This window comes from Mesorhizobium sp. M0174 (assembly GCF_040322275.1).
Classification (GTDB): Bacteria; Pseudomonadota; Alphaproteobacteria; order Rhizobiales; family Rhizobiaceae; genus Mesorhizobium.
Genome location: NZ_JAMYTB010000010.1, coordinates 38,982 through 61,096 on the forward strand (window position 1 = coordinate 38,982; position 22,115 = coordinate 61,096).

Sequence of the window (22,115 nt, forward strand, 5' to 3'; positions counted from 1 at the left end):
ACCGGCCTAAAAATCCTGCAGTTCGCAGGAACTCTGTTCGAGAAAGCGCGAGACAATCGGCTTCCAGCTGTCGTCGGGCACGAACGAACGGATGACGAACACGCCTTCCTCTATCGGCGCCTCGACGAAGATGGCCCCTTGCAGTTCCTCGGGAAGATCCTTGCGGACCTCGATCATCTGGGCCGGCGTCAGCACAACGGTGTCGAGCACGCCTGCGGTCGCGCTGTGGTCGTTGAACGAGTAGATGTTGTGGCCGCCGCGGTCATAGACCGATATCGACCAGAATGGCACCTTGCCCGGCGCCTTGACCCGCACCATCCCCTCGGCAAGGTCGAAGCGGCAAGCCGCCGCATAAAACAGCGGATCGACCGATTTCACCACCGGCGCGCCGCCGGCTTCCGCGTCGAGCCTGGTCATCTTGTAGAGATCCGAAGCCATGGCCAATCGCGACCAGGCGTCGCGTTCGGAGAACTCGGGGACGAGCAGCAGCACGACGATGTGCACGATGCCGGCGCCGAGCAGGCCGAGCAGCACGGCATGCAGCAGGCTACGCATTGCAGCCGACCTTCTGGATCTGCGGCAGCGTGACGTCCGACAGACCGGTGCTGCTGGCGATCGGTGTGTCGTAGAACGTGAGCACCAAGTACATCTTGCCGGCGCCGCTGGTCAGTAGCCAGTTGCCAGGTGCAGGGCGGCTGCCGACGGAAATGACCACCGAATTGTCGGCCTGGCGCAGCACTTGATAGGACTGCAGCGCAGCCGGCCTCGGCGTGCCGGTCTCGACCACGCCAAGCGACTGGTCGGCGGCATAAAGCGTCCAGAACCGAGCGGTGGGAAAACCGCCCGCAATCTTGTAGGCGCATTGCCGCTTGAGCTGTTCGCCGCCGGAATCGCGTTCGGCTATGAAGGACAGCCCTTCCGCCTGTCCAAGCGCCAGCACGCCTTCGCGAGCCACCCGGGCTTTGGAATAAGGATCCGCCGTCGGCGTGCCGATATCCGGGAAGGCGGTCCATTGCCCGATCCTGATGGCGCCGACGCCATCCTGCAGCTTCAGCGCGTACCAGACGCTGGCGCCACCGCCACCGATGGCGATGGCAAGCGAAAGCAGCGTCAGGAAGGCGTTCTTGAGCATGACGAGCCGGGAGAACCGAAGGCCGGGGACAGAGAGATTGCCGCCCGGGGATATCTCGGCGCAGGGGCTTATGGCAAGCGGCCCCGCGGAATTGGCCGTCACAGCGCCGACAGGGTCTCCGGTGCAGCGGGCGCGTCGAGCACGGGTGCCGCCTGGAAAAGCCTGGTGAGTTCTTTCAGGGTCCGGGTGGTCCGGCTGGACAGCACCGGCGGACGCTCGGCGGCGGCGTCGGCTGCTGCCTGTTCGGCGTTCTTCTTTTCCGCTTCCTCGGCCTTGGCGGCGATTTCGGTATCGACGAAAGGATGATCGATACCGGGGATCGGTTTCAGGTCGATATTCTGGTGCGCATAGAGCATCAGCCGCTGCCACACCATTGCCGGCAGCGTGCCGCCGGTCATCTTGTTGGTCGCGGTGAAGTCGTCGTTGCCGAGCCAGACGGCGGCTGTGTAGTTGCCGGTAAAGCCGACGAACCAGGCATCGCGGTAGGACTGCGTCGTGCCGGTCTTGCCGGCGACAACGATGTTTGGAAGGGCCGCGCGCCGGGCCGTGCCGATCACCGGCACCGCCGCCAGCATGGTGTTCATGTATTTGAGCGCCTGCTCCGACAGCACCCGGTGCGGCGGCGGCGCGTCCTTGGCGAAGTCGTAGACCACCTCGCCGGTACGGTTGAAGAGTTGGCTTATGCCGTGCCGGGTTCCGGCAAAGCCGTTCTGGGCGAACACGCTGTAGCCCGTCGCCTGGTCCATCACAGTCATGCCCGATGTACCGAGCACCATGGTCTTGTGCGATTCCAGCGGCGACTCGACGCCCATGGCTTCGGCCATCGCCTTGATCGGCTTGATGCCGAGATAATCCTTGGCCAGCCGCACCGGCACGGTGTTGATCGATTTGGCCATCGCCGTGATCAGCGTCACCTTGCCGGCCGACCCGCCATTGTAATTGTGGGGCGACCAGCTGCCCCAGGAGATGGGTCCGCCGGACACCACCGAATCCGGCGTGAAGCCATGCTCCATCGCCGTCGCATAGACATAGGGCTTGAACGAGGAGCCGGTCTGGCGAAGTGCCTTGGTGGCGCGGTTGAACTGGCTGGCGCCGTAGTCGCGGCCGCCGACGATCGCCCGGACGGCGCCGTTGGTCTCGATGACGACGATGGCGCCCTCGGTGACGTTGTATTCCTTGCCGAACTGGCGGAGGTGGAACTCCATCGATTCTTCGGCCGCCTTCTGGATGTTGGCGTCGAAAGTGGTGTGGGCGACAAGCGAGTGCGGGCCGCCTTTGGCGGCGATCTTCTTGACCTCGTCGAAGGCCCAGTCGAGGTAATAATCGGGGCTCTTCTGCTCGCCGCGGTCGACGATTTCGGCCGGGTGTAATCTTGCCTGCAGCACCTGGCCTTCGGTCATGAAGCCGGAATCGACCAGATTGGACAGTACCACATTGGCCCGCGCACGGGCGGCGGGCAGGTTTATGTGCGGCGCGTATTTGGTCGGCGCCTTGAACAGGCCGGCCAGCATCGCCGCCTCGGCAAGGTTCAGGTCCTTGACGCTCTTGCCGAAATAGAAATCGGCTGCTGCCTCGATGCCGAAAGTGCCGCCGCCCATGTAGGCGCGGTCGAGGTAAAGCTGCAGGATTTCCTTCTTCGACAGATTGGCTTCGAGCCACAGCGACAGGAAGGCTTCCTTGATCTTGCGCTCGAAGGTCCGTTCGTTGGTCAGGAACAGGTTCTTGGCCAGCTGCTGGGTGATGCTCGAGCCGCCCTGGACGACGGAATTGGCCCGCACATTCTCGAATATCGCCCGCGACAGGCCGAGCACATCGATGCCGTAATGGTCGAAGAAACGGCGGTCCTCGGTGGCCAGCACCGCCTTGATGACATGGTCGGGCATCTCGTCGACCGGCACCGAATCGCGCTGGATGATGCCCCGCTGGCCGATCTCGTTGCCGTAGCGGTCTAGGAAGGTGACGGCGAAGTCGCCTTGCGTGCGCCAGTCGCCGGCGGTTATCTGGAAGGCCGGCAAGGCCAGCGCCAAAAGGACGACGATGCCGCCGGCACCGAGCGTAAAGCCTTCACTCAACAGTTCGATCAGGCCGCGGCGCCAGCCGCCGACGCGGAAACGCCGCGAGAAGATGGTGGCCGCCTCCCAGAACTGGCGCGCCCTGAAGCCGATTTCGTAGGCAGAGGAATCGATCCACGCATCCACCGCCAGCAGCCTTGCGGCGATCGGACCTCTTCTCTTGCGTGGTTCCAAAGGACTGGCCATTCCAGGATCCGGCTGCGGGGACGCCGCCAACTGAGAAACCGCATGCCGGCAATTTCACGGCGGCGCGCCTTTCAAGACTATTCGTCCATTTTGGTGCTGCCTACAAGGGCGATGAAGGTTCCGCGCTTGCGTGGGTGCTGAGGATCGGCAGCGTCACATGGGACGCTTGTCCGCGATCTTTTTCGGGTCGCGGCCTATCATACCGGCGTTGGCTTTCCTGTGCTTGTCGGCAAGCCTGCGAATGCGATCGAAGCGGCTTTCCTCGGCCACTTCGATTTTCGCCGCTGCATTTGGCTTCGGGACGAATGCGATCATTGATCGATCTCCTTGCCGATGGTGCGCGCCGGGGATACCCGGCGGCTGTCTTTCAGGCTTGTTTCCGGCAGTGGCTGGTCAATAGCCCATGCCGCCGGGCGAAGCAGCGGCTTCCTTCGCCGGAACGTCGGTGATCATGGCTTCCGCCGTGATCAGAAGCGCCGCAATGGAGCCCGCGTCCTGCAGCGCCGTCCGTACCACCTTCGCCGGGTCGACGATGCCGGCCTTGATCATGTCGACATAGACCTCGTTCTGGGCATCGAAGCCCTGATTGTGATCCTTGCCGTCGGCGAGCTTGCCGACGACGATCGAACCTTCGACGCCGGAATTCTCGGCGATCTGCCGGATCGGCGCTTCGAGCGCTCTCGACACGATCGAAATGCCCGCCGTCACATCGGCATTGGCTCCGGTCATCCCGTTCAGCACAGCCTTGGCGCGCAGCAACGCGACACCGCCGCCCGGAACGATGCCTTCTTCAACGGCCGCGCGCGTGGCGTTCAGCGCATCGTCGATGCGGTCCTTCTTTTCCTTGACCTCGGATTCGGTGGCGCCGCCGACGCGGATGACGGCAACGCCGCCCGCCAGCTTGGCGAGACGTTCCTGCAGCTTCTCCTTGTCATAGTCGGACGTGGTTTCCTCGATCTGCGCCTTGATCTGCTGGACGCGCGCCTGGATGGTGGTCTTCTCGCCGGCGCCGTCGATGATCGTGGTGGTGTCCTTCTCGATCAGCACGCGCTTGGCGCGGCCGAGCATGTCTATGGTAATGTTCTCCAGCTTGATGCCGAGATCCTCGGAAATCATCTGTCCGGCGGTGAGCACGGCGATGTCTTCCAGCATCGCCTTGCGGCGGTCACCGAAGCCAGGCGCCTTGACGGCCGCTACCTTGAGGCCGCCGCGCAGCTTGTTGACGACCAGCGTTGCCAGCGCTTCGCCCTCGACGTCCTCGGAGATGACCAACAGCGGCCTCCCGCTTTGCACCACGGCTTCGAGGATGGGCAGCAGGGCCTGCAGATTTCCGAGCTTCTTTTCGTGGATGAGGACGTAAGGGTCTTCCAGCTCGGCGCGCATCTTCTCGGCATTGGTGACGAAATAGGGCGAGAGATAGCCGCGGTCGAACTGCATGCCTTCGACGACGTCTAGCTCGGTTTCGGCGGTCTTGGCCTCCTCGACGGTAATGACGCCGTCATTGCCGACCTTGTCCATCGCCTTGGCGATCATGGCGCCGACACTGGTGTCGCCATTGGCGGCAATGGTGCCGACCTGCGCGATCTCGCCTGAGGACTTGACCTTCTTGGCTCGGGCCTGGATTTCCTTTACGACGGCGCTGATGGCAAGGTCGATGCCGCGCTTGAGGTCCATCGGGTTCATGCCGGCGGCAACGAATTTGGCGCCCTCGCGCAGGATGGAAGCGGCAAGCACCGTGGCGGTGGTGGTGCCGTCGCCGGCGAGGTCGTTGGTTTTCGAGGCCACTTCGCGCACCATCTGTGCGCCCATGTTTTCGAACTTGTCGGAAAGCTCGATTTCCTTTGCCACGGCCACCCCGTCCTTGGTGATGCGCGGCGCGCCGTAGGCCTTGTCGATGATGACGTTGCGGCCTTTGGGGCCGAGCGTCACCTTGACGGCGTTGTTGAGGATTTCGACGCCGCGCAGCATGCGGTCACGCGCGTCGGTGGAGAATCTGATTTCCTTGGCAGACATGATCTTTTCCAGTTCGGTTGTCGTGGCAAGGCGCTTGCAGCGCCTGAATCAAAGCTCGGAGCGTCCTTTGCGCGCGCGGGAGGGCGCGCGGCCTTCCAATCAGGCGGCCTTCTTGGCAGCCACGGTCTTGTCGATGATGCCCGTCTCGCTTTTTTCGATGATGCCCATGACGTCGGCCTCCTTCATGATCAGAAGGTCCTCGCCGTCTATCTTGACCTCGGTGCCGGACCATTTGCCGAACAGAATGAGATCGCCGGCCTCGACGTCGAGCGGGATCAGCGCGCCGCTTTCGTCCCGCGCGCCCGGCCCGACAGCGATCACTTCGCCTTCCTGCGGTTTTTCTTTGGCATTGTCGGGGATGATGATGCCGCCCTTGGATTTGGTGTCGCTTTCGGCGCGCCGAATGACGACGCGATCGTGGAGTGGCCGGAATTTCATGGGGACTCTTTCTGGGGCCGGCTTAGGCGGCCGCCCCCTCTCTATAGGCGCCTTGGCACTCGATTGATAGGAGTGCCAAAAAATATTCATAGGGCATATAAAATAAATATTCATAGGGCATATAAAATATTGAACGTATTATCTTGCCTGGTCATCCCTTGGTGTTCGGGTCCTGCCGAATATTAATGAAATTGAATTTCTGTCTTTGAACACCTATTTTACGATGAAGTTCACAGTCATGACTTTCGCTGCAAGGGAGATTTTACCGATGGCCGAAGGCAATCAGAACATCATGGAAAAAGCTCAGGCTCGCTTCATGGAAAACCAGAAGAAGACGGCGGAACGGAACAAAGCAACTGCCGAATATCTCTCGGAGGCCAAGGCCAGGAGCATCAAAACGGCAAGGCTGAGGGAATTGCGACTGGCCAAGGAAGAGGCGGACCGCGCGGCGGAAGCTCTGAATCCGGTCGCCGCAAAGAAGAAGCGGGCGTCACGGGCAGTCAAGAAGGCCGTATCCGCATCGATGGAGGCGAAACCATGAGCCTGACATTTCCCAATCCCAGCCGCAGCTACGACGAGGCAAGCAAACGCATCCGCTTCGTCGGCCATGACGGCATGTTCCAGATTTCCTTCTCTGTCGCTACCGATGCCATCTCCAAGATGCAGCCGGGAACGGCGGCCTCAGAAGCTACCTACCTGGCAGCCTTCGACACGGCTTCCAACTCGATCCACGATGTCGCCAGGAATGCCTATGCCCGCACCCGCAGGAGCATATATGTGCTGACTGCGGCCGATTTTCGCTAGATCCGTCGCAATCCGTCCACAAGACGCTTTCTCAGGGCTTCCGGTCCGCCTTCGCTCGCCGCTTGACGTCGCGACCGTTCAGCCGGTCAAGGGGTCCGTGACGCAGAGGGCTGCGGCGTCGCGCATTCCAGGAGCAGGGCTTATTCCCGAGGTCATGAAGGTTCATAATCCGTATGAGACGCGCTGATTCGCGCTTTTGCCGGGATGCCGTCATGCAACGCAGCTACGCAGCCGGGAGGTCGACGCGACGGGCGAGGGCAAAGACAATGACCGCGCCGGCCGTCGAATTGCAGAGGGCAATATTCGAGGCAGTGAACGGCGATCCCGACCTGTCGGCGGCACTGGGCGATGCAAGACTGTTCGACCATGCCCCGGAAAATGTTGCGTTCCCCCACATGACCTTCGGCCGCACCAGCGTCTACGACTGGGCAACGGGGACGGAGAACAACGCCGAGCAGTTGCTGACGCTGCATGTCTGGTCGAAGTCCGAGGCCAGCAAGGAAACCACCGACATCATGGACCTGGTCAGCGCCCGCCTGCGAGATGCGGCGCTCTCGCTTGGTGAACATCGTCGCGCCCATCTCAAGCTCGAATTCGCCGAAGCCCGCTACGACGAGGACCTTTCGGCCCATCACGGGCTGCTGCGCTTCCGCGCCGTGATCGAGGAAGACGGCTGAGCGTCGGGCACTTTCCGTAAAATCGGGCAATTTTGTTCTTGCTTTGTGCCGGCAGCTATGCTACTAATTTGGCTATGGTGCTGATTGGCGCCAATGACCCGTCGCAGAGCGGGTTTTTTTATTTCCGGTCGGTTCGGCTGAATCTGCCTTCGGTTGCCGGATCGATTGTCGAAGTCGGGGCAAACCTGAAGCGATTGCCTTTCACCGCCAAACGATGCCCGGTTGTCGGCGAAGGATCGGAGGGCTAGGTTAACTTGGCAATTTCGCGGGATGGGCAGCGAAAGGGCAATCCGGTAATCTCGCGCTTCAGGGGTGTGGCGGGCATGCATTCGAGCGTTCACCGTTCATATCACGTTCAGCACCGGCGCGTTAGAACGCTGGCCATGAAAACCCTTCGCTCGCACTTCCGGACCGCGGCACTGGCGCTCTCAGCCGCCGGCCTGCTTGCGTCGCAAGCGATGGCGATCCCCGCTGTCACGCCCGAGCGGCCCCAGCCGGTCGTCCTCGCCGCGTCCGACTGCTACGCGATCGGCCAGCAGGTGGCGGAGCAGAATGGCGGCACCTTGGCCAAGGCCTCGCAGTCGACACGCGCCGGCAAGCCGGTCTGCGTCATCGTCGTGCTCGTTCCGGGCAAGGACGGGCAGCGTCCCCGTCGCTCGGAGATCGTCGTTCCGCTGAACTGAACCGTGCCGTTTCCCAGTCTGCCGGAATCGGCCTATATCTGAACAGCTTCAACAGGCCTTCCGCATGCGCGTACTCGTCGTCGAAGATGACAAGGATCTCAACCGGCAGATCGGCGACGCGCTGGTCGATGCCGGCTATGTCGTCGACCGCGCTTTCGACGGCGAGGAAGGGCATTTTCTCGGCGACACCGAGCCCTATGATGCCGTGGTGCTCGACATCGGCCTGCCGCAGATGGACGGCATCAGCGTGGTCGAGCGCTGGCGGCGCGGCGGCCGCAAGATGCCGGTGCTGATCCTGACGGCACGCGACCGCTGGAGCGACAAGGTTGCCGGCATCGACGCCGGCGCCGACGACTACGTCACCAAACCCTTCCACATCGAGGAAATTCTGGCCAGGGTGCGCGCTCTGATCCGGCGCGCTGCCGGGCATGCCTCGTCCGAGCTGACCTGCGGGCCGCTGCGTCTCGACACCAAGGCCTCCAAGGCCGACGTCGACGGCGTACCGCTGAAGCTGACCTCGCACGAATTCCGCTTGCTTGCTTACCTCATGCACCATATGGGCGACGTCGTATCCCGGACCGAACTGGTCGAGCATCTCTACGACCAGGATTTCGATCGCGATTCCAACACGATCGAGGTCTTTGTCGGACGGCTTCGCAAGAAGATGGGCATCGACATGATCGAAACCGTTCGCGGCATGGGCTACCGCATGCGTAAGCCGGAGGCGTAACGCGGAACCGCTTCCTACAAGACCCGCCGTCTCGAACACGCCGTCGCTGCGGTCATGGCCGCGTTCGCTGGCGTTTCGCGTCATCGCCTTTTCCACGGTCTGGGCGATCCTCACTCTGGTGGTCATCTTCACCTTGATCACCACGCTCTATCGCCAGGCCAGCGAGCGCGGTTTCGACAGCCTGCTTTCGGCGCATCTGTTCAACCTGATCGGCTCGGTGGGCGTTTCCGAAGGCGGCCAGTTGACCGGCGCTCCCGACCTTGGCGATTTGAGATTCTCGGAGCCGAATTCCGGCTGGTACTGGTCGGTCGAGCCCGCCTCGGAAGGCGTGCACGGCGATCTCCATTCGTCGTCAATGACCAAGGCGATCCCGTCGCCAAGCGTTGCCGAGGTGCCCTTCAATGCCAGCTTCCAGCGCAGCTATTCAGCGGACGGCATCGAAGGCGAGCAGTTGGAGGTGTTCGAGAGCGAGTTCGTCCTCGATGCGAAAAATCGCGCCGCGCGCTTCCGTGTCATGGGCAACCAGACCGAGCTCGAGCAGGAAATCGCTACCTTCCAGCGGCGTCTGTTGACCTATCTGTCGCTGTTCGGCGTCGGCATGATCGCCATCAACGCGATTGCGATCCTGCTCGGCCTGCAGCCGCTGCGCCGGGTCAGGAATGCGCTTGCGATGGTGCGCGAAGGAACCGCGCAACGCCTCGACGGCCGTTTCCCGGCCGAGATCGAGCCGCTCGCCAACGAGACCAATGCGCTGATCGAGAACAACAGGCGTATCGTCGAGCGGTCGCGCACGCAGGTCGGCAACCTGGCGCACTCGCTGAAGACACCGCTTGCCGTGCTGCTCAACGAGGCGCGGGCGCTGGGTGGCGCCAAGGGGCAGCTGATCGCTGAGCAGGCTGCTTCCATGCAGAAGCAAGTGGACCATTATCTGCAACGTGCCCGTGTCGCCGCGCAGCGCGACAGCGTCGTCTACCGAACGCCGGTGACACCGCTGGTCCAGCGCATGGTTCGGGTGCTGCAGAAGCTCAACCCGCAGACGGCGCTGTCGCTCTCACTGCCGGCCACCGACATCGTCTTTGCCGGCGAACGCGAGGACCTGGAGGAGTTGCTCGGCAATCTGCTCGACAATGCGATGAAATGGGCAAGGAGCGCGGTTGCCGTTTCCGTGAAGCCAATCTCCAGCAAGGGTGGCGCCAGCAAGGAAGGCGCGGCCAATCTATTCGAGATAGCCATCGAGGATGACGGCCCCGGCATTCCCGACGACAAGGCGCGCGAGGTATTGCAGCGCGGCCGGCGTCTCGACGAGACAAAACCGGGCAGCGGGCTCGGACTTGCCATTGTCGCCGACCTTGTCAACGAGTATGGAGGCTCTCTGGCGCTGGAACGATCCGTCATGGGTGGATTGAAGGCGATGGTTCGATTGCGGAGCCTTCAGTAATGCTTTTCCAGGTGGCCGGCTGCGGCCAAATTTCCGACAAACATCGACATTATCGCCGCGCCAGCCTGCTGACAGCGCGGCGGTCCAGCTCAAGAAAGCCGGTATTGGCATGAAGATTCGCGTCGCGCTCGTTTCCGCCCTGCTCGCCGTCTCCGGCTGCACAACGCTCAGCAAGGGCCCGGCCGTTACGGTAACGCCGGCCGCCACGCCCCCCAGCGGCGCCAAGGTGGCGACGACGATCATCTCCGCCATGGGCGGCGGCCTCGTCGGCGGCTCTATCGGCGCCGGCCTGAGCGAGACCGAGAAACGCAGCGCGCTCGAGGCGGAATACAAGGCGCTTGAATACACGGCGAGCGGCCAGAAAGTGGCTTGGAAGAGCGACAGTTCGGCCCATCGCGGCGAAGTGGTTGCCGCCCAGCCCTATCGCGTCGGATCGCAGGACTGCCGGCAATACACCCATACGGTGTTTACCGGCACCGCCGGCGCCACCGCGCGCGGAACCGCCTGCCGCAATGCCGACGGCAGCTGGACGCCGCTGACGTAGCTGGTCCGGCCGTTTCCGCCAAAGCGTCGCAGCACGCTTGTGTTGGCAGGGCAGGGGTCTCGTTCTATTGGAAGAGCCATGCTGTTCTGGGTCATAGCCGCAATCCTGACGCTGGGCGCAAGCCTGGCGGTGCTGCTGCCGTTGGCCGGTGGATCGAAGAACGCGTCCGCTGCCGGCGATCACGACCTTGAAGTCTATCGCGACCAGCTGGCCGAGCTTGACCGCGATATGGCGCGTGGCCTGATCCAGCCGATGGAGGCCGAAGAGGCTCGCGCCGAAATCGCCCGCCGCATCCTTCGCCTGAGCAATGCCGGCCAGGCCGGCGAGACGGCGACGCAGCCGTCGCGGTCGACAAGACTGGTGGCGACGGCTGCCGTGCTGGTGGTTCCGCTGCTCAGCTGGGGCCTCTATGGCCAGCTCGGCTCACCCGACCTGCCATCGCAGCCACTCAGCGAACGCCTGGCCAAGAACCCCGCCGACAGCTCGGTCGACGAGCTGATAGCCCGCGCCGAGGCGCACCTGGCGGCCAACCCATCCGATGGCCGTGGCTGGGACGTTCTGGCGCCGGTCTATCTGCGCATGCAGCGATACGCCGATGCGGTGACCGCCTATCGCAACGCCATCCGCCTCGACGGCGACAGCGCTGCCCGTCAGGCGGGTCTTGGCGAGGCGATAGCCAATGCGGCCGGCGGCATTGTCTCGGCCGAAGCGCAGGCGGCGTTCGAGGCGGCGTTGAAGCTCGATCCGGCCAATCCGAAGGCCGCGTTCTATCTCGCCATGGGCATGGCACAGGAGGGCCGCATAGCTGAAGCCACGGCGGCCTGGCAAAAGATGCTGGCCGCCTTGCCGCAGGGCTCGCCGTGGCGCGGCGCCGTCGAGCAGGCGCTGGCCGAATCCGCCGCCCGCAGCGTCGCTTCCGGAGCGCCCGCGAAAGGACCGAGCGCCGAGGATATCGATGCTGCCTCCTCGATGTCGCCGCAGGACCGGCAAGCCATGATCAGCACTATGGTTGCCAGCCTCGATGAAAAGCTTCGGCAAAATCCGCGCGACGAGGAAGGGTGGATGCAGCTCGTTCGTTCTTATGTCGTGCTGGGCAAGACAGATCAGGCGCGTGACGCGCTCAATCGCGGTATCGCCGTCTTTGGCGCGGACAGTGACCAGGCCAGGAAATTCACCGCCTTTGCTGCCTCGCTCGGCGTGACGGCGACGGAGTAGACGATGACGCGCAAGCAGAAACGACTGTCGGTGATCGCCGCAGGGCTGGGGTTTCTCGGTGTTGCCACCGGGCTGACCTTCTGTGCGCTTGGCCAGAAGGCCTCCTATTTCTACATGCCGGCTGATCTGGCCACCGCCAGCCTTCAGCCGGGCCAGCGCATCAGGCTCGGCGGCCTCGTCGAAAAAGGCACAGTAGAGCGTAGCCAAGGCGCCACCGTCGCCTTTTCGGTGACCGACAACCAGAAGGACGTCAAGGTCACCTATACCGGCATTCTTCCCGACCTTTTCCGGGAAGGGCAGGGCGTGATCACCGAAGGCTCGTTTGGCCCCGACGGCATCTTTGTCGCCGACAGCGTGCTCGCCAAGCATGACGAGACCTATATGCCCAAGGAGGTGGCCGACGGCCTCAAGGCCAAGGGCGTGTGGCAGGAGAGCAAGAGTGAGTAGCGGGTGCGGCGACAATGGTTGAAACCGGACATTTCGCCCTGGTCCTGGCGTTTGCGCTGGCCCTGGTGCAGACGGTGGTGCCGATGTTCGGCGCGCGCACCGGCAACCACAAGATGATGGCCGTCGGCGCACCCGCCGCGCTGACCGGCTTTGCCTTGACGGCGCTGTCCTTCGTAGCGCTGGCGACCGCCTATGCAGGGTCCGATTTTTCGGTTGAGAGCGTCTGGGAGAACTCGCATTCGCTGCAGCCGCTGATCTACAAGATCACCGGAACCTGGGGCAATCACGAAGGTTCGATGCTGCTCTGGGTGCTGATCCTGATCTTCTTCGGCGCGCTTGTCGCCGTTTTCGGCGGCAATCTTCCGGCGACGCTCCGGGCCAATGTGCTTGCCGTGCAGGGAGCGATCGGCGCCACGTTCTTGCTGTTCATCCTGACGACGTCGAACCCGTTCGTCAGGCTCAATCCGGCGCCTATCGAGGGACGCGATCTCAACCCGATCCTGCAGGATCTCGGCCTCGCCATCCATCCGCCGCTGCTCTATCTCGGCTATGTCGGTTTCTCGATCTGCTTTTCCTTCTCGGTCGCCGCCCTCATCGAGGGCCGCATCGACGCTTCGTGGGCGCGCTGGGTAAGGCCATGGACGCTGGTCGCCTGGATGTTCCTCACCGGCGGCATCGCCATGGGCTCCTACTGGGCCTATTACGAACTCGGCTGGGGCGGCTTCTGGTTCTGGGACCCGGTCGAGAACGCATCCTTCATGCCGTGGCTGGCGGGCACGGCGCTGCTGCATTCGGCGATCGTCATGGAAAAGCGCTCGGCGCTGAAGATCTGGACGCTGCTTCTGGCGATCCTGACCTTCTCACTGTCGCTGCTCGGCACCTTCCTGGTGCGTTCCGGCGTGCTGACCTCGGTGCACGCATTCGCCACCGATCCGACGCGTGGCGTTTTCATCCTCTGCATCCTGACGCTGTTCATCGGCGGCTCGCTGGCGCTGTTTGCCTTGCGCGCCTCCCGGCTGACGGCCGGCGGCCTGTTTCACCCGATCTCGCGCGAAGGCGCGCTGGTCCTGAACAATCTGTTCCTGACCACCGCCACCGCCACCGTGCTGGTCGGCACGCTCTACCCGCTCGCCGTCGAGGCGCTTTCGGCCGACAAGATTTCGGTCGGCGCGCCGTTCTTCAACCTGACATTCGGCCCGCTGATGGTGCCGCTCTTGGTCGTCGTGCCGTTCGGGCCGCTGCTCGCCTGGAAGCGCGGCGACATTTTCGCGGTCGCCCAGCGCCTGATGGCGGCTTTCGCGGCGGCGCTGCTCGCCGTACTGGTGACGGCCTTGTTCATCGATGGCGCATCGGTATTCGCAGCGCTCGGTGTCGGCCTTGCCTTCTGGCTAATCTGCGGTGCGCTCACCGATCTCGGCGTCAAATCCGGCTTCGGCACCGTCGCGCTCGCCACCATGCTCAGGCGCTTCGCCGGCCTGCCGCGCTCGGTCTTCGGCACAGCGCTTGCGCATCTCGGTCTCGGGCTGACGACGCTTGGCATTGTCGGCACGCTTTGCTTCGGCACCGAAAAAATCCTGTCGATGCATGCCGGCGAGACCGTCGAACTGTCCGGTCACAGGCTGCGCTTCGAGGGGCTCTACCCGGCCCAGGGCCCTAACTACAGTGAGGATCGCGGCCGCTTCGCCCTGCTTGGCGCCGACGGCAGCGTCGCAGGCGAGATCACCTCGGCCAAGCGCTCGTATCCGGTGCGCCAGATGACCACAACCGAATCCGGCATCAGGACGATCGGCTTCAGCCAGCTCTATCTTTCGCTTGGCGACGAGGGCAGCGATGGCTCGGTGGTCGTTCGTCTGTGGTGGAAGCCGCTGGTGACGCTGATCTGGGGCGGCGGATTGGTGATGATGGCGGGCGCGGCGATGTCGCTGCTTGACCGCCGCCTGCGCGTCGGCGCACCGTCGCGCCGCAAGCCTGCAGGCGCCATGCCATCGGCGAGCCCGCAATGAGAAGGAGCACGCTGGCCTCGCTGGTCCTGCTGCTGGCGCTGTTGTTCGCCGGCGCCGCGCAGGCGGTCCAGCCCGACGAGGTGCTCGCCGACCCGGCACTCGAGGCGAGGGCGCGCGCTTTGTCGGAAGGCCTGCGCTGCATGGTCTGCCAGAACCAGTCGATCGACGAGTCCGATGCCGATCTCGCCCGTGACCTGCGCATCCTTGTGCGCCAGCGTCTGGTCGCCGGCGATACCGATCAGCAGGTGATGGACTATGTCGTTTCGCGCTACGGCGAGTTCGTGCTGCTGAAGCCACGCTTCAATCTGCGCAATGTCTTGCTCTGGGGGACGCCAGTTCTTCTGCTGCTCGTTGGCGGGACGTTTATCCTGCTGGCCGCCCGCTCGCGCCGCTCGACGGCGACCAATGCCCTGACCGCGGACGAGCAGGCGGCGTTGGACGCAATGCTCCGCCGCGATTGATCGATACATTACGAAAGTTTCATGTACCGGAAATGGCGCCGTAATGTGCGGCTCTCTATTTCCTTTGTCGAGGATGCCAAACAAGGGGCGTCCCTTGAAAAGAGGATACGAGAACCATGAATGTTGCCCCCAATTCATCTCTTCGCACTCGCAAACGCCTGCTGGCCGCAGCCGCATCCCTGGCCATTGCCGGCGCGATCGGCTTCGGCGCCGTTGCCACCGGGACAGCCCCGGTGCTGGCCGACGCCGTGCGTGTCGAGGCACCGCAGGTCCCAAGCTTCGCCGATGTGGTCGAGCGTGTTTCGCCGGCGGTTGTCAGCGTGCGCGTCAAGGCCAAGATCCAGCCGACGGCCGATGACGGTTCCGACCAGATGGACGACGAGGACGGCTTAGGCAATCTTCCCGATAACCCGCAGCTGCGGCGTTTCTTCCGCGAATTCCGCGGCTTTGGCGACCAAGGCCCGAACGGAATGCGTCGTTTTGGACATCGTGACCGCAACAACGACCAGCCGCGGCCGGTGGCGCAAGGGTCCGGCTTCTTCATCTCCGATGACGGCTATCTCGTCACCAACAACCATGTCGTCGAGGAGGGGACCGCCTTCACCGTGGTGACCAATGACGGCAAGGAACTCGACGCCAAGCTGATCGGCACCGATCCGCGCACCGATCTTGCCGTGCTCAAGGTCGATGACGGCAACAGGTTCACCTATGTCGACTTCGCCGATGATTCCAAGGTTCGCGTCGGCGACTGGGTGGTGGCTGTCGGCAATCCGTTCGGCCTCGGCGGCACGGTTACCGCAGGCATCGTTTCGGCCCGCGGCCGCGATATCGGCGCCGGTCCCTATGACGACTTCATCCAGATCGACGCCTCGGTGAACCGCGGCAATTCGGGCGGCCCGACCTTCAACCTCAACGGCCAGGTTGTCGGCATCAACACCGCGATCTTCTCGCCGTCGGGCGGCAGCGTCGGCATTGCCTTCGACATTCCCGCTTCGACCGCCAAGCAGGTCGTGCAGGACCTGATGAGGAACGGTACCGTCCAGCGCGGCTGGCTCGGCGTCGAAATCCAGCCGGTCACGCCTGAAATCGCCGAGTCGCTTGGCCTTGGGTCCGGCAAAGGCGCGCTCGTTGCCAGCGCGCAGGACAACGGTCCCGGCAAGAAGGCCGGCATCACCGCCGGTGACGTGATCACCCAGGTGGACGGCAAGGACGTTGCTTCGCCGAAGGAACTCGCCCGACTGATTGGCGCTTACCCGCCCGGCAAATCGGTCGACGTCACGGTGTGGCGCAACGGCAAGAGCGAGGCGGTTAAGGTCGACCTTGGCAAGCTGCCGTCGAGCGACAAGCAGGCCTCGGCCGACCAGCAGCCTGCTCCGGCACCGAAGACCGACACGCTCGCCGATCTCGGCCTGACCGTTACCAAGTCCGAAAATGGCAAGGGACTTGTGGTGACCGACGTCGACCCCGACAGCGATGCCGCCGATCGCGGCATCCAGCCCGGCGACGTCATCACCTCCGTCAATTCGACGGAAGTGAGCGGCACCGCCGACGTCGACAAGGCGATGGCCGACGCGGTGAAGTCCGGCCGCAAAGCGGTGTTGATGCAGATCACCCGCGACGACAGTAACCGCTTCGTCGCACTGCCTGTCGCCAAGGGCTGACTTTTCCGGTGCGGCGGTTTTCAACACCCCCGAGCCGCCGCACGGGAAAGCACGGGGCCTGAATACGTTAGTCAGTCATCGTGTTCCGCCCCAGCGGCAGCGGGCTTCCCATCGCCCGCTGCCGCTCGAACATGTCGCTCAAAGCGTGAAGCGGTTTTAGGCTACGACATGCTAAAACAAAGACTTACCGCGTATCCTTGAATCACTTTGTTCGCGATACGCCATGGAGAAGGCCACGATGCGTATGCCGGCCACTCAATCTTCCAGCGAAATCGCGTATAACGGTTCTATGAAGATTCTCGTCATAGAAGACGATCGCGAGGCAGCCGACTACCTGCAGAAGGCGTTCGCCGAGGCCGGCCATACCGCCCATGTCGCCGGCGACGGCGAAACCGGCTTCGCGCTCGCTGATTCCGGCGACTATGACGTCATGGTCGTTGACCGCATGATGCCGCGCCGCGACGGCCTGTCCGTCATTGCCGGGCTCAGGTCCAGAGGCAATACGACGCCCGTCCTGATCCTTTCGGCGCTCGGCGAAGTCGACGACCGGGTCACCGGTCTGCGCGCCGGCGGTGACGACTACCTGACCAAACCCTACGCCTTTTCCGAACTGCTCGCCCGCGTCGAGGTGCTGAACCGCCGCGCCAGCGCCAGGGAAGCCGAAACCGTCTACCGGGTCGGTGATCTCGAACTCGACCGGCTGTCGCACTCGGTGCGCCGCGCCGGGCGCGAGATAACGCTGCAGCCGCGCGAGTTCCGCCTGCTCGAATATCTGATGCGCCATGCCGGCCAGGTGGTGACGCGCACCATGCTGCTCGAGAACGTCTGGGACTATCATTTCGATCCGCAGACCAACGTCATCGACGTTCATATCTCTCGGCTGCGGGGCAAGATCGAGAAGGGGTTCGACAAGCCGATCCTGCACACGGTTCGCGGCGCCGGCTACATGCTGAAAAGCGGCTAGAACCCCATGGCTCTTTCCGTGCCGGCCATCATGAAGACGACGGCAGCGCGGCTTTCAGCGCTTTATCTTCTGCTTTTTGCGCTGTGTGCGGTGTTGCTGGTCTTGTACATGACCTCGCTCTCGGTGCGCATGCTGACCGCCCAGACGCAGGAGACGATCAACGACGAGGTGCTCGGCCTTGCCCGCGCCTATCAGCGCGGCGGCCTGCCGCTGCTGGTCCGCGTCGTCGAGCAGCGCTCCCGCCAGCCCGGCGCCAATCTCTATCTGATCGCCGATGCCAACGGCCAGATCCTGACCGGCAACGTGCAGAGCCTGGAGCCGGGCGTGATCGAGGCCGAGGGCTGGACCACCGAACCGTTCTCCTACCGCCGCTTCGGTGAGGGCGAGCTCGAACGGCAGCGCAACCCGGTCTCCGACCCGAACGAGCCCGCCCAGAGCGAAGTCCAGGCCGAAGGCGAGAAAGGCCACAACGCCGTTGCCCTGGTGCTGCGCCTGCCCAACCAGATGATCATGCTGGTCGGCCGCGACCTCGGCGAGCCGGAGCGCTTCCGCGCTGTCATTCGCCGTGCCTTGATGCTGGCGCTCGGCATGATGGGCGTCGGCGGGCTGCTGATCTGGTTCTTCGTCGGGCGCGCGGCGCTGAAGCGCATCGACAGCGTGTCGGAGGCGAGCCGCCGCATCATGGGCGGCGATCTTTCCGGCCGGCTGCCGGTCACCGGCGCCGGTGACGAGTTCGACCGGCTGTCGGAAAACCTCAATTCCATGCTGGCCCGGATCGCCACGCTGAACGAGGGCCTGAAGCAGGTCTCCGACAACATCGCCCATGACCTGAAGACGCCGCTGACCAGGCTGCGTAATCGCGCCGAGGCGACGCTTTCCGGCAAGCACAACGCCAGTGACTACCGGCAGGCTCTGGAAGGAACGATCGCCGAATCCGATCAGCTGATAAAGACCTTCAACGCTATCCTGATGATTTCGCGGCTGGAGGCCGGCTATTCCTCGGAAAGCACCACCAGGGTCGATCTGGCCGCTGCCGTGCACGATGTCGTCGAACTCTACGAGCCGGTAGCGGAGGAGGCGGGCGTGACACTCGAAACTTCGGTGCAAGGTTCTTTCGTCGTCGACGGCAATCGCGAGCTGATCGGCCAAGCGCTGTCCAACATCGTCGACAATGCGATCAAATATTCGACCGACTCGACCTCCGGGCCTACGGTTCGCGTGACGCTGGAGCGTGTCGGTAGCGAGATCAGACTCGCCGTCTCCGACAACGGCCAGGGCATTCCCGACGATGTCGACCGCGCCAGGGTGACCGAGCGTTTCGTGCGGCTGGAAAAGAGCCGCTCGCAGCCGGGTTCCGGCCTTGGCTTGAGTCTCGCCAAGGCGATCATGACATTCCACAATGGACGGCTTGAGCTGCTGCCCGGCAATCCCGGATTGTCGGTCGTCATGAGTTTTCCCGGGCGGGAGGATCGCTGATGGTTGCGAGGATGGCAGTGCGACGCCTGGAAACGGACTGGCTGTTGAAGCCGGCGGTAGAGCTCGTTCCGCTGGATGCAAGCCGCGCCAGGCAGGAACTGTCGGAGATCGCCGACGCCGCGCGGCAAAAGGAACTGCCGCGACTGGCGAAATTTCTCGCCGGCAAGGGGGTCGTCCAGGATTTCCTCGCCGCCGTGTTCGACCTGTCGCCGTTCCTGCGCGATACCGCGCGCCGCCGGCCGCAGATACTCGATGCGCTTTTCGACGGGAGGGTCGAGGCGCGGCTGTCATCGATCGGCGCCGCGATCGACAAGGCAGCACGCGCAGAGGCCGTCTCCGAAACCAGCCTGATGATGGAGCTGCGCCAATGCAAGGCGGAGGCGCATTTCCTGATCGCCTTGGCCGATCTGGCCGGCGAGGCCGAGACCTCGTTGACAGTGCGGCGACTGAGCGACCTTGCCGATGCCTGCACGCGTGCGGCCGTCGATTTCCTGCTCCGCGACGCGCATGAGCAGGGCAAGCTCCGATTGCCGGATCCCAAAAATCCGGCGCGACGCTCGGGCTGGATTCTGCTCGGCATGGGCAAGCTCGGCGCGCATGAGTTGAACTTCTCCTCCGACATCGACCTCGTCGCCTTCTTCGACCCCGATGCGCCTGCCGTCGTCGACCCGCTCGATGCCACAGAGCTGTTTTCGCGCCTGACCCGTCGGCTGGTCCGTATCCTCCAGGACCGCACCGAGCACGGTTACGTCTTCCGCACCGATCTCAGGCTTCGTCCTGACCCCGGCTCGACACCGCTGGCGATCCCGGTCGAGGCGGCGCTGCGCTACTATGAGGCGCGCGGCCAGAACTGGGAGCGCGCCGCCATGATCAAGGCTCGCCCGGTGGCCGGCGATGTTGCTGCCGGCGCCGCGTTCCTGAAGGAACTGCAGCCCTATATCTGGCGCAAATACATGGACTATGCGGCGATTGCCGACGTCCATTCGATCAAGCGCCAGATCCACGCCCACAAGGGCCATGGCGAGGTCGCGGTCAAGGGCCACAACGTCAAGCTTGGCCGCGGCGGCATCCGCGAGATCGAGTTCTTCGTCCAGACCCAGCAGCTTATCGCCGGCGGCCGCTTTCCCGAACTGCGCGGCCGCGAGACCGTGCCGATGCTCGGCGAACTCGCCGCGCGCGGCTGGATCACCGCCGACGCGCGCGATGCACTCACCAGGCAATACTGGTTCCTGCGCCGCGTCGAACATGCCATCCAGATGGTTGCCGACCAGCAGACGCATATCCTGCCGGAGGACGAAGAGGGGCTGGAACGCGTCGCCCGCATGCTGGGCTTTGCCGATGCGGCAGGCTTTGCCGAAACGTTCCGCGCGGCGCTGCATCAGGTCGAGCGCCACTATGCAGCGCTGTTCGAGACCGCGCCGGAGCTTTCGGCCGGCATCGGCAATCTGGTCTTTACCGGCGACGTCGACGATCCCGATACCTTGCAGACCCTGCGGCGGCTCGGCTTCCAGCGGCCGAGCGACATCTGCCGGGTTATCCGCGGCTGGCACTTCGGCCGCTACCGCGTCACCCGGTCGGCGGAGGCACGCGAGCGGCTGACCGAACTGACGCCGGCGCTGCTGCAAGCCTTCGGCCAGACGCGGCGAGCGGACGAGGCGGTGATCCGCTTCGACGAATTCCTTGCCGGCCTCCCTGCCGGCATTCAGCTGTTTTCGCTGCTGCAGTCGAATCCGGCGTTGCTGAAGCTGATGGCGACGATCATGGGCGCGGCACCGCGGCTGGCCGCCATCATCACGCGCCGGCCGCATGTCTTCGATGGCCTGCTCGATCCGGCGCTGCTGAGCGAACTGCCCAACCGCGCCTATCTATCGGCGCGCCTTGCCGGCTTTCTCGAAGGCGACAGGGCTTATGAGGACGTGCTCGACCGGCTGCGCATCTTTGCTTCGGAGCAAAAATTCCTGATCGGCGTCAGGCTGCTTGCAGGGTCGATCGATCCGCCGCGCGCCGGCCGCGCCTTTTCCGATCTCGCCGATCTGACCATCGGGGCGGCGTTGCAGGCGGTGACGGCGGAATTCGCGTTGCGTCATGGCTATATTGCCGGCGGCAGGGTCGCACTGCTCGGCATGGGCAAGCTCGGCAGCCGCGAACTGACGGCGGGTTCGGACGTCGACCTCATCCTGCTCTACGATCACGACGCCGATGCCGAGGAGTCCGACGGCGACAAGCCGCTTGCCCCGTCGCATTACTACAGCCGGCTGACGCAGCGGCTGATCGCCGCCGTTTCCGCGCCGACCGCCGAGGGCGTGCTCTACGAGCTCGACCTTCGCCTGCGACCGTCCGGCAACAAGGGGCCGGTGGCCACGCACGTCGATGCATTCAAGAAGTACCAGCGCCAGGACGCCTGGACGTGGGAGCATATGGCGCTGGCGCGGGCCCGCACGATCGGTGGCGATGCCGAGCTCTGCCGCGAGGTTGAGGAGGAAGTTGCCGCAGTACTCGCTCTGCCGCGCGATCCAGCCAAGGTGATGGCCGAGGCATCCGAGATGCGCGCCATGGTCGACAAGGAGAAGCCGCCGCGCGATCCCTGGGACATCAAGCTGATCCCGGGCGGCCTCATAGATCTCGAATTCATTGCCCAGGTTGCGTTGATCACGGGAAAGATCGAAGCCGGCCGCAGGGCTACCGGCACGGCTGAGGTCCTGTCGCGCTTGGCGCCGGATTTCGCCAGCGCCCAGGTCAGGCAGGAACTGGTGGATGCCTTTTCGCTCTATCTGGCGCTGACTCAGATGATACGGCTTTGCCTCACCGGCGCGTTCGAACGCGACGACGTTCCGCCAGGGCTTTCCGATCTGCTTCTTGCGGTCACCGACCTGCCTGATTTCGGTGTGCTTGAAGGGCATCTCAAGGAGACGTCGCAGAAGGTCAGAAAGGATTTCGACCTTCTGGTTCGTGCGAAATAACCGTGACGGCAACCAGCCGTACGGGCGAGAGCATCGGACCCGAAATTGCGACCTTTTTTGGGAGGTTCCGATGTTCAATCAAAGAGATAGGGCGGGGGATGAAGGTCCGCCGCTCTAGCATCGGGGGTGACGATGCAACAGGAGAAGACCATGAGAAAGACAACCAGACTTGCACTCGTTTTCGCAGCCCTGGCCGGCGCCGTCGGCACCG

At 63.8% G+C, this 22,115-nt stretch carries 21 protein-coding genes; 15 read left to right on the top strand and 6 right to left on the bottom strand.

What is annotated here, in order from left to right:
* Nucleotides 1–6 precede the first annotated feature (6 nt).
* The 6 genes from NKJ13_RS20480 to NKJ13_RS20505 form a co-directional block, all read right to left on the bottom strand.
* Nucleotides 7–555, bottom strand: coding sequence for a DUF1254 domain-containing protein (locus NKJ13_RS20480; protein ID WP_254819944.1), 549 nt, complete (start codon nt 553–555; stop codon nt 7–9).
* A complete protein-coding gene (locus NKJ13_RS20485) occupies nt 548–1,132 on the bottom strand; it encodes a DUF1214 domain-containing protein (RefSeq protein WP_352706148.1) in 585 nt (194 codons plus the stop codon). The genes NKJ13_RS20480 and NKJ13_RS20485 overlap by 8 nt, the downstream gene beginning before the upstream one ends.
* 98 nt (nt 1,133–1,230) lie before the next feature.
* Nucleotides 1,231–3,390 carry a transglycosylase domain-containing protein gene (locus NKJ13_RS20490; protein ID WP_352738197.1) on the bottom strand — a complete coding sequence of 720 codons (2,160 nt, stop codon included), beginning with the start codon at nt 3,388–3,390 and terminating at the stop codon, nt 1,231–1,233.
* Between the two features lie 153 nt (nt 3,391–3,543).
* Nucleotides 3,544–3,705 (bottom strand): hypothetical protein, encoded by a 162-nt coding sequence (locus tag NKJ13_RS20495; RefSeq protein ID WP_352479526.1) that lies wholly within the window; start codon nt 3,703–3,705, stop codon nt 3,544–3,546.
* A gap of 78 nt (nt 3,706–3,783) precedes the next feature.
* Entirely contained in the window at nt 3,784–5,403 is a 1,620-nt protein-coding gene (groL, locus tag NKJ13_RS20500; RefSeq protein ID WP_352738196.1) for a chaperonin GroEL, read from the bottom strand.
* A 99-nt stretch (nt 5,404–5,502) separates the two neighbouring features.
* On the bottom strand, nt 5,503–5,841 hold the full coding sequence (locus tag NKJ13_RS20505) for a co-chaperone GroES (RefSeq protein WP_254819949.1): 339 nt from the start codon (nt 5,839–5,841) through the stop codon (nt 5,503–5,505).
* A gap of 268 nt (nt 5,842–6,109) precedes the next feature.
* Between NKJ13_RS20505 and NKJ13_RS20510 the strand changes: the two genes are divergently transcribed.
* From NKJ13_RS20510 to NKJ13_RS20580, 15 genes are all read left to right on the top strand, one after another.
* Nucleotides 6,110–6,382 carry a hypothetical protein gene (locus NKJ13_RS20510; RefSeq protein WP_352690026.1) on the top strand — a complete coding sequence of 91 codons (273 nt, stop codon included), beginning with the start codon at nt 6,110–6,112 and terminating at the stop codon, nt 6,380–6,382.
* Nucleotides 6,379–6,645, top strand: coding sequence for a DUF1488 family protein (locus NKJ13_RS20515; protein ID WP_254819951.1), 267 nt, complete (start codon nt 6,379–6,381; stop codon nt 6,643–6,645). Before NKJ13_RS20510 ends, NKJ13_RS20515 begins: the two co-directional genes overlap by 4 nt.
* 266 nt (nt 6,646–6,911) lie before the next feature.
* The gene (locus NKJ13_RS20520) at nt 6,912–7,322 is read left to right on the top strand and encodes a DUF3168 domain-containing protein (protein WP_352690024.1); all 411 of its coding nucleotides are present in this window, start codon (nt 6,912–6,914) and stop codon (nt 7,320–7,322) included.
* Between the two features lie 383 nt (nt 7,323–7,705).
* Complete coding sequence (locus NKJ13_RS20525; protein ID WP_352690022.1) at nt 7,706–8,005, top strand: hypothetical protein; 300 nt, start codon at nt 7,706–7,708, stop codon at nt 8,003–8,005.
* Between the two features lie 64 nt (nt 8,006–8,069).
* Nucleotides 8,070–8,735, top strand: coding sequence for a response regulator transcription factor (locus NKJ13_RS20530; protein WP_352588745.1), 666 nt, complete (start codon nt 8,070–8,072; stop codon nt 8,733–8,735).
* Between the two features lie 82 nt (nt 8,736–8,817).
* On the top strand, nt 8,818–10,173 hold the full coding sequence (locus NKJ13_RS20535) for an ATP-binding protein (protein WP_502899853.1): 1,356 nt from the start codon (nt 8,818–8,820) through the stop codon (nt 10,171–10,173).
* A gap of 109 nt (nt 10,174–10,282) precedes the next feature.
* On the top strand, nt 10,283–10,717 hold the full coding sequence (locus tag NKJ13_RS20540) for an RT0821/Lpp0805 family surface protein (protein ID WP_352690020.1): 435 nt from the start codon (nt 10,283–10,285) through the stop codon (nt 10,715–10,717).
* Nucleotides 10,718–10,795: 78 nt separating this feature from the next.
* A complete protein-coding gene (gene ccmI, locus NKJ13_RS20545) occupies nt 10,796–11,932 on the top strand; it encodes a c-type cytochrome biogenesis protein CcmI (RefSeq protein ID WP_352752362.1) in 1,137 nt (378 codons plus the stop codon).
* Nucleotides 11,933–11,935: 3 nt separating this feature from the next.
* Nucleotides 11,936–12,379 carry a cytochrome c maturation protein CcmE gene (gene ccmE / locus NKJ13_RS20550; RefSeq protein ID WP_352706090.1) on the top strand — a complete coding sequence of 148 codons (444 nt, stop codon included), beginning with the start codon at nt 11,936–11,938 and terminating at the stop codon, nt 12,377–12,379.
* 14 nt (nt 12,380–12,393) lie between these two features.
* Nucleotides 12,394–14,382 carry a heme lyase CcmF/NrfE family subunit gene (locus NKJ13_RS20555; RefSeq protein ID WP_352778070.1) on the top strand — a complete coding sequence of 663 codons (1,989 nt, stop codon included), beginning with the start codon at nt 12,394–12,396 and terminating at the stop codon, nt 14,380–14,382.
* Nucleotides 14,379–14,843 (top strand): cytochrome c-type biogenesis protein, encoded by a 465-nt coding sequence (locus NKJ13_RS20560; RefSeq protein WP_352738189.1) that lies wholly within the window; start codon nt 14,379–14,381, stop codon nt 14,841–14,843. Before NKJ13_RS20555 ends, NKJ13_RS20560 begins: the two co-directional genes overlap by 4 nt.
* Before the next feature lie 116 nt (nt 14,844–14,959).
* A complete protein-coding gene (locus NKJ13_RS20565) occupies nt 14,960–16,504 on the top strand; it encodes a Do family serine endopeptidase (protein ID WP_352690015.1) in 1,545 nt (514 codons plus the stop codon).
* Nucleotides 16,505–16,793: 289 nt separating this feature from the next.
* A complete protein-coding gene (locus tag NKJ13_RS20570) occupies nt 16,794–17,468 on the top strand; it encodes a response regulator transcription factor (protein WP_254819962.1) in 675 nt (224 codons plus the stop codon).
* 6 nt (nt 17,469–17,474) lie between these two features.
* A complete protein-coding gene (locus tag NKJ13_RS20575; RefSeq protein WP_352738188.1) occupies nt 17,475–18,944 on the top strand; it encodes an ATP-binding protein in 1,470 nt (489 codons plus the stop codon).
* Nucleotides 18,944–21,904 (top strand): bifunctional [glutamine synthetase] adenylyltransferase/[glutamine synthetase]-adenylyl-L-tyrosine phosphorylase, encoded by a 2,961-nt coding sequence (locus NKJ13_RS20580; protein ID WP_352778072.1) that lies wholly within the window; start codon nt 18,944–18,946, stop codon nt 21,902–21,904. The genes NKJ13_RS20575 and NKJ13_RS20580 overlap by 1 nt, the downstream gene beginning before the upstream one ends.
* Nucleotides 21,905–22,115 lie beyond the last annotated feature (211 nt).